Here is a 13,580-nt window from a genome sequence, read left to right on the forward strand (position 1 = left end):
ACATAGATCTTTTGATAATTTCATAACAAATATGATCTCTGGGCTAATTGCATATTCTTTTTTACCTAAAAAACCTTCTATAAAAATCCCGAAGATGTTACCTAATAATGCTATTGCTTAAGTCGAACTCACGTTAATTAAATATAGCTTTTAAGGCAGTTGCACTGTGAGGGTCTAATTTTCCAGCTAAAACTAAACTTAACTGTTTGCGTCTCAAAGCAGCTTCAAAACGTTCTTTTTCTAAATCCGTTTCAGGAATAATTTGTGGTATTTCAACAGGTTTACCAATTTTATCAACCGCAACAAAAGTATAAATACCTTCATTTACTTTTGTTTTAATACCAGATTTTCGATCTTCTATCCAAACATCAACATAAGTTTCCATAGAAGATTTAAAAGCTCTAGAAACTTTTGCTTCTAAGGTTACAACACTTCCTACAGGAATTGGTTTGCTAAAAGCAACATGATTTACAGATGCAGTAACTACAATTCTTCTAGAGTGTCTTCTCGCAGCAATACTACAAGCTCTGTCCATTCTTGCTAATAATTCACCGCCAAAAAGGTTGTCTAAGTAGTTTGTTTCACCAGGTAATACTAGATCAGTAAGAACAGTTAAAGATTCTTTTGCTGTTTTTGCTTCCATAAAAAAAATATTTTATGCAAATATAGCAATCACTTAAACAAAAGTGATGTTAAAAAAAGAAAGAAAAAAGAGTTAGATTACTTCTCTATTAATAACCAAGCATCTTTAGAAATAGTATCTTGAATTGTATAAAGATTATTAGTAGCTTCAGTTCTATTAGTATAACTATTAAAAGAAACCTGTGTAAGACCCCATTTATTAACGCCAATTATTTTAGCGTTAAAACCTTTAGCTCTTAATTGTTTTACTTTTTTTTCTGCATTTTCTGTATATTGAAAAGCGCCAGCAATAATATGAAAAGGTTTAGAAACTTCTTTTTCTTTAGCAACATTTAAATTGATAGTTGGTAAAGGATTAGAAATAACAAATGTTGCGGATTGTATCTTTTTTTGAATAGCTTTTTCTTGCTTAGCAAGTATTTTTTTCTGTTGATTTTGTTGATAACCATTAACTGCAGAAAAACCTAATGTTAATAAAATTGCTGCTGTTGCAGCGTATTTTATAAAAACAGGAACTTTCTTTTTCTCATCTTTTGCAACAATAGTAACTAAAGGTTTTACCTGTTGTTTGTATCTAGAAATTGCAGCAGATTCTACGGTTGATAAACCAAAAGATTCTGTTAAGTAATTAACTGATGTATTTGGTTCAAAAACAATTTGTTTTTCTTCATTTAAAGATAAAACACCTAGGTTTTCTATTTCTACAGCTTTAGATTGTAATTCATTTTGCCATTTTATAACAGACAAAGAAATAGCTGTAGAAGCTTTCTCAAAAGAAATATTTTCTGAAGAAGCAATATAATTAGCTAATAAACCATCATTATGTTTTAATAAACTATTAAATGTAACCTGTTTTGTAGGTGCAGAAAAAGTATGGGTATATTTATTCACTTTTGCACCAATTCTATTGGTTACAAATCCTCCAAAATCTGGTATAATTACACAATCGTATCTGTATAATAAGTCGTTTATATAAGTAGCTAATGTCATTATAACAAATATATAAATTTTGAGGTTTTGTTAAAGAAAGTTCTCTAATATTTATCAACAAATATTTTATATATTGGTATTCAAATTGTTACTGAATTGAAAGAAGAAAAACTACTTGCGGTCTTAAGATTGCAAAGATGTAAGGCTATTGGCTCTATTTTGGCAAAGAAACTCATTGTAAATGTGGGAAATATAGAACAGGTTTTTAAAGAAAAAGCGGCTGTTTTATCAAAAATTAATGGAATTGGTAAACATGTGTTAAAACATCTTTTTGATACTAAAAACATCGATTTGGCAGAGCAAGAGCTAAAATATATAAAAGATAACAACATAAAGTATTCTTATTTTTTAGATGATCATTATCCAGAAAATTTACAGCACTGTATAGATTCGCCAATTTTATTTTTTAAAGACGGAAATTTAGATTTTTCGAATAAGAAAATTATTTCTATTGTTGGTACAAGAAATATAAGTTCTTATGGTCGCGATTTTTGCAATCAATTTGTAAAGGAAATTGCAGAATACAACCCAATAATTGTAAGTGGTTTTGCATATGGAGTTGATATTTGTGCGCACAAAGCTGCTATTGAAAATAACTTACAAACTATAGCAGTTTTAGCACATGGTTTTGAGCAAATTTATCCAAAAATACATAAAAAATATATCCATCAAGTAAATAAAAATGGAGGGTTTTTAACTGAATTTTGGAGTGAAGAAGCGCCATTAAGAGAAAATTTTTTAAAACGAAACAGAATTGTTGCAGGTATTTCTAAGGCAACTATTATTATAGAATCTGCATCTAAAGGAGGTTCTTTAGTAACTGCAGATATAGCAAATTCTTATGATAGAGATGTTTTTGCAGTTCCTGGAAGAATTACAGATGTTTACAGTAAAGGTTGTAATAATTTAATTAAAAATAATAAAGCCCATTTACTAAATTCTGCATCAGATCTTGTAAAAATGTTAAATTGGGATGTTCAAGAAAAACCAAAATTAATTCAAAAGCAATTGTTTGTAGAGCTCAATGAAAATGAACAGAAAATTTATGATTTATTACATGAAAAAGGGCAACAATTGTTAGATGTTATTTCTTTAGAATGCAATATTCCTGTCTATGAATTATCATCAATTTTATTACAAATGGAATTAAAAGGAGTAACAAAACCTTTGCCTGGAAAGATGTTTGAAATAGCATAGAGTCTAAATTTAATCCGTATTTTTGCTATATATTCTTATAAAATGGCAGAAAAACAAAAACTGATATCTAAAAAAAAACCAACTTTTCCGGTAAGTAAATTATTGGCTGCTTTTTTAAAAAAACACAATAGAAGTACAAAAATTAGTATTCTTTATAATGATTTACTTCGTTTCCAAGGATCTGTAAATGTTTATGATAAAAATGATGAAGATACACTTTGGGTAAGAACTTATTACTCTGAGTGGGATAGAGCAGAAATAGATTTAAGTTTAAAGAAAATATATACTATTTTGCATTCAGATGGTAATGACAATACTATTCCGTATTTAAATATAGATGCCATCGATTTTTGTACGTTTGGTAATTCTAAACCATTTAGAATTAAAGTGCGAAATATTTTAAATGATAATTTTACTTATTTCTATGTAAAACAAGCAGATGCTTCTCGTGTTTACGGTTTGGAGTTAGAACATATTTTGTCTCCATATACAATCAATTATTTAGTATATAAAGATACTTTAATAGAAGAGCATATTTCTGGAATTCCAGGAGATGATTTTATAGAAAATGTATTGCCAACTTGTTCTAAATCAGAACAATCTCAAATAGCAAAAGAGTTTGTAAAATTTAAAGAACGTTGTTTTATCCGACTTTTAGGAGACATGCGTTCTTACAATTATGTTATTACACCAATACACGATTTTGATAAAATTATCTATAAAATTAGAGCCATAGATTTCGATCAACAATCTTTTGAAGGAAACTTAAAAGTATACAATTTACAGTTCTTAAAAGAGAACTTTAAAATGGTGCAAATGGTAGGTAAAAGACTTCAAAACAGTTCTATAGAGCAGTATAAAATAGAAGAACGTTCTTACATTGCTAAAAGAATGATTAGTTCTCCAGATAGAATTCAGCACATTATAAGATGTATGAAACAAGATTCTATTTCTTTTCCTCATCACATAGAACTTTTAAAGAAAGGTTTAATAGATTATGTACACGATGTTGAGTTTAAGAAGTGTAAAAATATGGGAGAAGTTTTAGAAACTATCCTAATTTTTGTAAAACGTAACTATTTAGATATTAGTAGTAAATAGTTTTTTTAGAAGCTATTTCCTGCTTTCACTACTCGCTTTTTTTCATTCTTCAAAAAGAGCTCAAACAAACCGTTCAATCAGGGCTAAACTTATTTGCTAGCTTTTTTACTTCTTACACTTTCAATAATAACAGTTAGCAAAATTAAGCTTCCACCAATATAAGTATTAAAACTTGGTATTTCATTCACAAAAATATAAGCGATAATAATACCAAAAATAGGCTGAATACTACTAATTATACTAGAGGTAGATACAGAAAAATGTTTTAAAGAACTAACAAACATTGTATGTCCAATTGCGGTGGTTAAAAGAGCAATTAATAATAATAAAGGTATTTGACTTTCTAGATTAGAAAAATCACTAATAAATAAAACAGGTATCAGAAAAACAGAAACAATAACCATTTGATACATCATTAGCATACTTCCATTATAATTTTTAACATGTTTCTTTAAGGTTAAATTTCTTAGAGAAAAACAGAGTGCAGAAAAAATTCCGAACAAAATTCCTTTTAATTGGTCGTTTTCTAAAGAAAAATCGGGTACTAAAAGGTAAACACCAAATAACACAAGGAAAGCTAAAAACACATGAATTGAATTTAGCTTTTGTTTAGAAAAGAAAGGTTCTAATAAAGCAGTAATTACAGGAAAAGTGTACATAGAAAGCATACCAATAGCAACATTAGATAATTTTAATGCATAAAAATAAGTTACCCAATGTGCAGCCATAAAAAAACCACTGACTAAAAAAGAAAAACCATCTTTTTTGTAATTTACTTTCAAATTTATCTTCTTTATTTTGCAGTACATAAAGATAAAAACGGCAGCAATACTAGCTCTACAAAAAATAATGGCTTCAGGTGATAAATCTATATATTTACCTAAAACACCAGAGGTACTAATAAAAAGAGTAGCTAAAAGTAGAAAAGAAAGGTGCTTAATGTGCGAATTTTCCATGAATAATTTTTTACTTAGCAAAACTGCAAAAAAATGACGAAAGAAAAAGCTTTTTGTTTATGGAATATGTAAAAAAAAAGTGGTTTAAAAGAATTCTTTTAAACCACTTTTTTTTTGAAGTAACTTTACTCTGTAATTTGTTTAGTTAATGTTACTTTCCAAATTTTGTTAGAAGCTCTAGATTTTCCTATTCCATAAGTACCAGGGTTAGATTGAAATGCTTCAATACCACCAAAAACATAACCAACTTCTATAGAGTTTTTCCCTTCAAAAGATAATTTTAAATCAATAATTTCTTTTGAAAATTCAGAGAAAGTTAAACTTTTGTTTGGGAAAAGTATGGCTTCTGCACCAAAAAATGGAGGATTATTTTCTGTGTTGTTATTAAAAATATTATAATCTAAAACGTTGTGAGTACTTTTTAAAACATCGTCACCTATATTCATTTTTATATGAACTCCTGTATTTGTAAAGCCAGATAAATGACCAACTGATGCTCTTTTTCCATCTCCAATTCCGCCTAATAAAAAAGTATGTAATGTTTCTGATTTAGAATCGAATAAAACAATATTTGGGCAAGAATATACATTGTAATTTTTCTGATTATATGTTCTGTCGTATGTGTATTTTTTAGAATTAACCTCTTTATTTGGATGAACATAAATTGCGTTATTCCAAGCTAAATGATAATTTATAGTGTCTTTGTCTTTAATAACCGTGCTATCTGGTCTAAAAACACCTGTATAGAGTGTTAATCCAGGTTTAATAGTATTTTTAGATTTATATAAGTTAGGAGTAATTGGGCCATCTCTTCTTCTAAAAATTGAGATAGCATCTGTTCCGTTTGCTGTTGGTGATGGAACATCTGAAATAGGAGAATTTACAGTAATGTCTAAAATATTATGATTATTAGAATTGTTCTTTAAAGTAAAAGGGTAAACTGCATCTACATATTTTTGAAAACCAGGTGCATTATTTCCAAAGTTATGGCCGGCAGTTAAATAAAAAATATTATCTAAAATATATAATTCTCCACCAGTACTAATTAGTTTTTCGTTTTTACCAAGACTAATTAAATCTAACCATTCTTCTTTTGTTAAAGTACTTCCTTTAATCAATTTAATAAAATTTGGAACATTTATTTTCGCAATTTGATTATAAGTAATATACCCTTTACTTGGGTCAGTAAAATCTGCAGGCCCGTAACCACCTATTACATATAAATAGTTGCCTTCTTGTTTTACTAAAGCGTTAGAGTTTTTAAATATAGATGTGTTGTTTTTAACTACTTTAAGTAAATTATAATAAGGACATAAAATTCCTGGTGTTTTTTTTGAAAATGATAAACATTTGTCTTCAATTTTTTTTATAAAGTTTTCAATAGACAAACTACCTAATATTAAATCACTTTTTTGATTATATACGATTAGATCATTATTATAAGAAACTTGGGTAAAAGAAGAACCTGAATAGTTTCCATTAAGCCTATGTATACCTCCATTTAAAGAATCTAATGAATTTGTTCTTCCTGCAAATAATAGCCATTCATCATTATTTAATCCATGAGCAAAAGATTGTAATGATGGAGCATTTGTGTTATCAGTTTGAGTAATTGATAAAACGTATTTTGGAGCAATTTGAAGCTTAGAAGCTTCTTTTTTAAGGCAAGATGATAAAGAGAAAATTATTGATAAGAATATCAATATTCTAAAATTATTTGATTTCATAATTTGTAAAATTTTGTTGGGTTAGTTTTCAACAAGAAACAAAAAATAAAAAGGTGATTTTAGGGTTTAATTTTCTGTTTTATAAAATAGGTAATTTTACTTAAAGAAAAAGTGTGTTATTTTTTCCATTCTAAACTTTCTATTAATTGTAATATGTCTTTTTTAACATAATCTACAGCAGGTAAAATAGAGTCGTAGTTTGGTTTTGCATAAAAATATAAAGAACCCTTTATGAAATTTTTTGTACTATCTGTAATATGAAACTGAATTTGAGAAGCTGCATTTCCTGTAATTTCATACATGCTTCCAAAAACTCTTCTTTGTGGATTTATAAAGTCTTTAGGTATAATTTGTTCTGCTTTAACAGTGTGTTTAAAAACTAATTTTTCTGCTTCTGTTAAAAGCTCTTTTAAATTGTTTTTTACAGGTCTGTAAGTAATATCTATAGATGCTTTTAAATTAGGATATTTAATTTTTAACCAATCATTACTTTCATCAATAATAGTGGTGTTTTTTAAAACGTCAAAAGAATAAGGTCTTTCTAAATTTAGATTTATATAAGATTTTTTAGGATAAGTTAAGCCCAAATATGCTTTAGGTTTTGGTAAAACATCATCTTTACAAGATGTAAAAGAGAAGATAAAAATTAATAGAAAAATATTACGCATTTCTTGTTGCTTTAACTTGTTTAATGCGTTTTTTGTCTAACGCCTCAATAGTAAACGTATAATTTTTGAAATTTATTTTCTCACCTTTTTTGGGGAATTTACCAGAGATTTCTAGAATAAAACCTGCTAAAGTTTCACTTTCTCCTTTTTCTTCTTCAAAAATTTCTTCATCTTCGTCATCTAAAACTTTACAAAAATCTTTAATTGATGTTTTTCCTTCAAAAATGTAATTATTTGCATCGATTTTAGAATAAGACAAATCATCATCATCAAACTCATCATTTATATCACCAACAATTTCTTCAATAACGTCTTCTAAAGTAACCAAACCACTTGTTCCTCCATATTCATCTACAACAATTGCTAAGTGGTTTTTCTTTTCTCTAAAATCACCCAACAAATCATCTAATTTTTTGTTTTCTGGTACAAAGAAAGGTTCTCTAAGTAAATTTTGCCATTTAAAAGTAGGTTTATTTAAATGTGCTAATAAATCTTTGGCGTATAAAACACCAATAATATTGTCAATATTTTCTTTATAAATAGGGTTTCTAGAATACCCATTTTTTAAAATCTTAGACAAAACAACATCGTAATTTTCTTGATCAGAAATGGCAAAAATATCGATACGAGGTTTCATAATCTGTACAGTTTCTGTATTACCAAAACTTACAATTCCTTCTAGTATTTTTTGTTCGTCTTTTGTGGTAGCTCCATCAGAAGTTAGCTCTAATGCTTGCGATAAAGTTTCTACAGAAAAGTTGTTATTTTTACTTCCTAATTTTTTTTCAATCCATTTAGTTAGAGTAATTAAGGGTAAGCTAAAAGGAGTTAAAAGTATATTTACAGTATGTATAAATTTAGACATTATAATAGAAAAACGAAGTGCATTTCTAGAAGCGTAAACTTTTGGTAAAACCTCTCCAAATAAGAGTATTAAGAAGGTAACTAAAACTATTTCTATAAAAAAACGAATAGGAACTGTAAAGTAAAATAAGTTTAATTGATAGTTGTAATGACCAAATAAATTTTCTGCTAATGATGCAAAAAGTAATACAATTAAAATATTTATAAAATTATTAGTTATAAGTATTGTGGCTAGTAGTTTTCTAGGTTTTTCTAATAGAGAAACCACAATATTTTCATCTTTTCCGTTATTAGAAAGTTCGTTTAAATCTGTTTGAGATAGTGAGAAAAAAGCAACTTCTGTTCCAGAAACTAATGCAGAACCAATAAGTAATGCAATTAATACAATACCATTAAAAGTGGTTAGTAAATCTATTGAAGCAAAGTGTAAAAACAAAATTTCAGGATCTGGGTCCAAACGCTATATTTTTGGTTAATTAAAATGGTAAATCATCATCTTCTTCTGTTTCTAAAGCTTTTGATGTTGGTGCAGAAGGTTGTTGAGTGGGTTGAGAATTATTGGTGTTTTCTGGGTTTCTTTTGGTAGAAAGCATTGTCATTTCATTTACCAGAATTTCTGTAGAATAACGTTTTACACCATCTTGTTCCCATTGTCTATTTTTTAATCTCCCTTCAATGTAAACTTTATCTCCCTTAGTTAAGTATTTTTCACAAACCTTTGCTAATCCATTTCTAACAACAAGATTATGCCAATCTGTTGTGGTTACTTTTTCTCCAGTTTGTCTATTTGTATAGCTTTCACTAGTTGCAATAGGAAATCTACCAACACAATTTTGATCGTCAAAATAGTGCATTTTAACATCATCACCTAAATTTCCTATTAAAATTACTTTGTTTATTGTACCTGCCATAGCTTTAAATTCTATGTCAAAAGTACTAAAAATATCAATTACTTCTTGTTTAGATAGGCTTCTAAAAAATTTGCAATCAAAATCGGAACAGGATATTTTTCAATTTCAATCCAATTAATGGTTGCTTCTGCTAAGTTTTTATGCTCTATAATCCAGAATTGAGTATATAAATGTTGATGAGATAATTTATGCACAATTTCTTTTTCATTAAAAAGTGTAATAGTAGTTTCTGTCTTAAATAGATTGTTAAAATCTTCTAATGAAATTAATTCTTCCTTATTAATAGTTTTATCAGATTCAATTAATGGAAATTGATACAAACCTTGCCAAATGCCTTTTCCTTTTCTTTCTGATAAAATAGTTTTATTATTATCAGTTTTAATAACTATAAAATTAAAATAACGTTTTCTAATTTTAATTTTCTTCTCTTTTACAGGTAACTCTTTAGTTAATTTTTTTTCTAAAGCAATGCAACTATCAGAAAACGGACAAGTTTCACATAGTGGGTTTTGTGGTTTGCAATGCAATGCACCAAAATCCATAATTGCCTGATTAAAAGTTCCTGGTTGTAATGTGTCAATTAAAGATTGTGCTAGCGTTTTAAACTCTTTAATTCCTTTAGATGAATTAATAGGTGTGTTTATTCCAAAATAACGAGAAAGTACTCTGTAAACGTTTCCATCTACAACAGCTGTAGGTTCATTAAAGCAAATTGAAGCAATTGCAGAAGCTGTATAATCTCCAATTCCTTTTAACTTTATAATGTCTTTATATGTTGATGGAAATTCGCCATTTAATTCGTTTGCAATGAGTTTTGCAGAATAATGAAGATTTCTTGCTCTAGAATAGTAACCTAAACCTTGCCACATTTTTAAAACCGTACTTTCATCTGCTTTTGCGAGATCAAAAACAGTAGGAAAAGTGGTTGTAAATTTTAAATAATAAGACAAACCTTGAGCAACTCTTGTTTGTTGCAACATAATTTCTGATAGCCAAATAAAATATGGGTTTTTGCTTTTGCGCCAAGGCAATTCTCTGTTGTTTTGTAAATACCAGTAAATTAATGTATTAGAAAATTTCATCGATAAAAAATAGTTTTGCAATATTACATTATAAAATTCACATAAATTTAAGTGTTATTGTTTTTGGAATTGATTAATTATCATATATTTGCATCCGCATTTTTGAAATTAAATTAATAAAAAAATAGTAAAAATAGAGACATGACGAAAGCAGATATCGTATCAAAAATTTCAGATAAATCAGGAATCGAAAAGACAGATGTATTAGCAACTGTTGAAGCATTTATGACTGAAGTGAAGGATGCATTAGAAAATGGAGATAACGTTTATTTAAGAGGTTTTGGTAGTTTTATTATCAAAACAAGAGCAGAAAAGACAGGTAGAAATATTTCTAAGAATACTACTATTAAGATTCCTGCACACAATATACCAGCTTTTAAACCAGCAAAAACTTTTACTGAAGGAGTAAAAAGTAAAGTAACAGTTAAGTAATAAAATATTAATCTAAACCTTAATAATAAGGTTTAATAAACAACAGAACATTATGCCAAGTGGTAAAAAAAGAAAGAGAGCTAAGATCTCTACACACAAAAGAAAGAAAAGAGCTAGAGCAAATAGACATAAGAAAAAGTAAGCATTCGCTTACTTTTTCGTTTATTGTTTAGCGTAAAAAACAAAAAGTTCATTGACATAAGAGGTTAAACTAACCTCGTACGGTATTACAAATACCTGACAATATTAATCCATCTACACAATTATGTGTAGTGTTAAAACCATTTCAGTATGAAAACAGAATTAATAATTCGTTCAAATTCATCTGATATTGATTTTGCCTTATTAAGAGATGGAAAACTTATTGAATTAAATAATGAAACTAGTGATAACAAATTCTCTGTTGGCGATATTTTTTTAGCCAAAATAGGAAAAGTTTTAACTGGTTTAAATGCTGCCTTTGTAAATGTAGGTTACCCAAAAGATGGGTTTTTACATTATCATGATTTAGGTGCGCAAGTAAACTCATTAAATGCATTCATTAAGAAAGTAAGCACAGGTAAGTATAAAGAATTCACTTTAAAAAACTTCCGTAAGGAAGAAGACATTAACAAAGACGGTAGTATTAACAATGTACTAAAAACAGGGCAAAACCTATTAGTACAAATAGTAAAAGAACCAATTTCTACAAAAGGACCAAGATTAAGTTCTGAGTTGTCTATAGCAGGTAGGTATTTGGTTTTAGTTCCTTTCTCTAATCGAGTTTCTGTTTCTCAAAAAATAGCAGACCCAAAAGAAAAAGAACGTTTAAAAAGATTAGCAAAAAGCATTAAACCAAAAGGTTTTGGTGTTATTTTAAGAACTGTTGCCGAAGGTAAAAAAGTAGCAGAACTAGACAAAGATTTACAAAATTCGTTAAATCGTTGGAAAACAATGTGTAAAAGTATACCAAATACAAACACACCAGCAAAAATATTGAGCGAATTAAACAGAGCATCTTCTATTTTAAGAGATGTAATGAATGAGTCTTTTACAAGTATTGTAACAAATGATGAGACTTTAAAGGTTGAAATTAAAGAGTATTTACAAGAAATATATCCTGAAAAGGAAAAAATTGTAAAACTTCACAGATCTGAAACTCCTATTTTTGAAAAATATGGAATAGAAAGACAAATTAAAACATCGTTTGGCAAAACAGTTTCTATGAGCAAAGGTGCCTATTTAGTTATAGAACACACAGAAGCTCTACACGTTATTGATGTAAATAGCGGTAACCGTTCTAACAAAGCAGGATCTCAAGAAGATACAGCATTAGAAGTAAATTTAATTTCAGCTACAGAAATAGCACGTCAATTACAATTACGTGATATGGGAGGAATTATAGTTGTAGATTTTATTGATATGCACAAAGCTGAAAATAGAAATAAACTATATCAGCATTTGAAAGAGCAAATGGCTTTAGATAGAACAAAGCATAAAATATTACCTCCAAGTAAATTTGGATTGGTACAAATTACAAGACAAAGGGTAAGACCAGAGTTAAGTATAAAAACTACCGAAGCCAACCCAAATAAAAATGGAGAGGTAGAAGCCCCAATTGTTTTGTTAGACAAAATTGAAGCAGATTTAGAGAAATATATGTCAAACTCTAATACTAAAAAAGTACAATTACATGTACACCCTTTTATTGCTGCTTATCTAACAAAAGGAGTGAATTCTATACGTTTTAAATGGTATTTAAAACACAAAAAGTGGATTACAATTATACCTCGTGACGCTTACACATACTTATATTATAGATTTAAGTCTGTAAAGACTAAATAATATAAAGGCAATAATTTATTATCAAAAAACCCCGCAACTAAAAGTTGCGGGGTTTTGTATTTTAAATAATTATTTCTGTTCTTTAATTAAATACATATATACTGGAAAGTGATCTGAATATCCACCAGTATAACCTCCGTTTGAAAAACTTCTAAAAGGATATCCTTTATATTGTCCTTTTTTACCACTTAAAAAACGTTTGTTAAATATTTTAGCTTGATACATTTTGTAGGTAGAAAAATCTTTTTTTCCTTTATCTAATAATGGAGAAGAAATCAAAATCATATCAAATAAGTTTAAATTATCTCTATATGCTAAAGTGTTAAAACCTCTTCTGTGTAAATCTTCATAAGGATTGTAAATATCTAATTCACCAACATTTTTCTTTTTAGATTTGGTTTTTAGAACCTTTTTAAAGCTAGAGTTTATAGGGTCATCATTAAAATCTCCCATAGTTAAAATTTTAGCATCAGGGTCTTTTTCTCTAATTTGTGCTATGATTTTTGTGTTTTGATAGGCAGCTTTTTCACGTAAAGGTCTACTTTTTGCTTCACCACCACTTCTAGAAGGCCAGTGATTTACAATTAAATGTATTAATTCGTCATCTAAATAACCAGAGACTAAGAGTTGATCTCTTGTGTATACTTTATAACCATCTCTATAGATATTAGGATTAAAAGATTCGTGATGTATCGGTTTAAAATATCTTTTTTGGTATAATAAAGCTACATCAATTCCTCTTTTGTCAGGAGAATCATAATGTATAATGCCATAGTTTTTCTTAATTAAGTGTTTAGATTTTACGAGATCTTCTAATACACTTAAGTTTTCAACTTCAGAAACGCCAATAATTGCAGGACTTGTTTTAGTCTTTTCAGATCCAATTTGAGCTATAGTACTTCCTAATTTGTCAATTTTATCCCAATAAACTTTAGATCGGTTAGATTTTAATTCCATCATCGGACTTGCTTCATCATTCTTAGTAACATCATTAATGGTGTCAAAAAGGTTTTCTACATTATAAAAAGCAATAGTTCTAATATTATATTTTTTACTCTTTTTTTGAGAGAATACTAACATAGAGGTTAGTAAAAAAATAAATACTAAAGTTAATTTTTTTTTCATCTTTTGTGTTTTACAATACAAACATATAAAACAAAAGTTAAGCTAAAAATTATATAATGTT

The 13,580-nt window shown here is 28.0% G+C and carries 13 protein-coding genes; 4 read left to right on the forward strand and 9 right to left on the reverse strand.

Translation table 11 applies throughout. The features are described 5' to 3' along the window. Positions 1-133: 133 nt before the first annotated feature. Both ABJG40_RS14030 and ABJG40_RS14035 read right to left on the reverse strand, forming a co-directional pair. Positions 134-643 carry an acyl-CoA thioesterase gene (locus ABJG40_RS14030; RefSeq protein ID WP_348025218.1) on the reverse strand — a complete coding sequence of 170 codons (510 nt, stop codon included), beginning with the start codon at positions 641-643 and terminating at the stop codon, positions 134-136. Between the two features lie 77 nt (positions 644-720). Continuing rightward, positions 721-1,632 (reverse strand): SPOR domain-containing protein, encoded by a 912-nt coding sequence (locus ABJG40_RS14035; protein ID WP_348025219.1) that lies wholly within the window; start codon positions 1,630-1,632, stop codon positions 721-723. A 96-nt stretch (positions 1,633-1,728) separates the two neighbouring features. Between ABJG40_RS14035 and dprA the strand changes: the two genes are divergently transcribed. Further along, positions 1,729-2,829 (forward strand): DNA-processing protein DprA, encoded by a 1,101-nt coding sequence (dprA, locus tag ABJG40_RS14040; protein WP_348025220.1) that lies wholly within the window; start codon positions 1,729-1,731, stop codon positions 2,827-2,829. A gap of 42 nt (positions 2,830-2,871) precedes the next feature. Continuing rightward, on the forward strand, positions 2,872-3,930 hold the full coding sequence (locus ABJG40_RS14045; protein WP_348025221.1) for a hypothetical protein: 1,059 nt from the start codon (positions 2,872-2,874) through the stop codon (positions 3,928-3,930). An 89-nt stretch (positions 3,931-4,019) separates the two neighbouring features. On the opposite strand, the gene ABJG40_RS14050 is transcribed toward ABJG40_RS14045, so the two are convergent. From ABJG40_RS14050 to mutY, 6 genes are all read right to left on the reverse strand, one after another. Next, positions 4,020-4,886, reverse strand: coding sequence for a DMT family transporter (locus ABJG40_RS14050; RefSeq protein WP_348025222.1), 867 nt, complete (start codon positions 4,884-4,886; stop codon positions 4,020-4,022). A gap of 125 nt (positions 4,887-5,011) precedes the next feature. After that, the gene (locus tag ABJG40_RS14055; RefSeq protein WP_348025223.1) at positions 5,012-6,613 is read right to left on the reverse strand and encodes a hypothetical protein; all 1,602 of its coding nucleotides are present in this window, start codon (positions 6,611-6,613) and stop codon (positions 5,012-5,014) included. 116 nt (positions 6,614-6,729) lie between these two features. Next, a complete protein-coding gene (gene gldD / locus ABJG40_RS14060; protein WP_348025224.1) occupies positions 6,730-7,281 on the reverse strand; it encodes a gliding motility lipoprotein GldD in 552 nt (183 codons plus the stop codon). After that, a complete protein-coding gene (gldE, locus tag ABJG40_RS14065; RefSeq protein WP_348025225.1) occupies positions 7,274-8,602 on the reverse strand; it encodes a gliding motility-associated protein GldE in 1,329 nt (442 codons plus the stop codon). The genes gldD and gldE overlap by 8 nt, the downstream gene beginning before the upstream one ends. A gap of 19 nt (positions 8,603-8,621) precedes the next feature. Further along, complete coding sequence (gene ssb, locus ABJG40_RS14070; protein WP_348025226.1) at positions 8,622-9,056, reverse strand: single-stranded DNA-binding protein; 435 nt, start codon at positions 9,054-9,056, stop codon at positions 8,622-8,624. Between the two features lie 38 nt (positions 9,057-9,094). Continuing rightward, positions 9,095-10,138, reverse strand: coding sequence for an A/G-specific adenine glycosylase (gene mutY, locus ABJG40_RS14075; RefSeq protein WP_348025227.1), 1,044 nt, complete (start codon positions 10,136-10,138; stop codon positions 9,095-9,097). A gap of 141 nt (positions 10,139-10,279) precedes the next feature. Here mutY and ABJG40_RS14080 point away from each other — a divergent pair, with 141 nt between their 5' ends. Together ABJG40_RS14080 and ABJG40_RS14085 are read left to right on the forward strand one after the other, a co-directional pair. After that, on the forward strand, positions 10,280-10,570 hold the full coding sequence (locus tag ABJG40_RS14080) for an HU family DNA-binding protein (RefSeq protein WP_348025228.1): 291 nt from the start codon (positions 10,280-10,282) through the stop codon (positions 10,568-10,570). Between the two features lie 291 nt (positions 10,571-10,861). Further along, the gene (locus ABJG40_RS14085) at positions 10,862-12,394 is read left to right on the forward strand and encodes a ribonuclease E/G (protein ID WP_348025229.1); all 1,533 of its coding nucleotides are present in this window, start codon (positions 10,862-10,864) and stop codon (positions 12,392-12,394) included. 69 nt (positions 12,395-12,463) lie between these two features. Here the strand turns inward: ABJG40_RS14085 and ABJG40_RS14090 are convergent, their stop codons facing one another. After that, the gene (locus ABJG40_RS14090; RefSeq protein ID WP_348025230.1) at positions 12,464-13,519 is read right to left on the reverse strand and encodes an endonuclease/exonuclease/phosphatase family protein; all 1,056 of its coding nucleotides are present in this window, start codon (positions 13,517-13,519) and stop codon (positions 12,464-12,466) included. Between the last annotated feature and the right edge of the window lie 61 nt (positions 13,520-13,580).

Origin of the sequence: Polaribacter sp., assembly GCF_039939415.1 — a bacterium.
Lineage (GTDB): Bacteria > Bacteroidota > Bacteroidia > Flavobacteriales > Flavobacteriaceae > Polaribacter.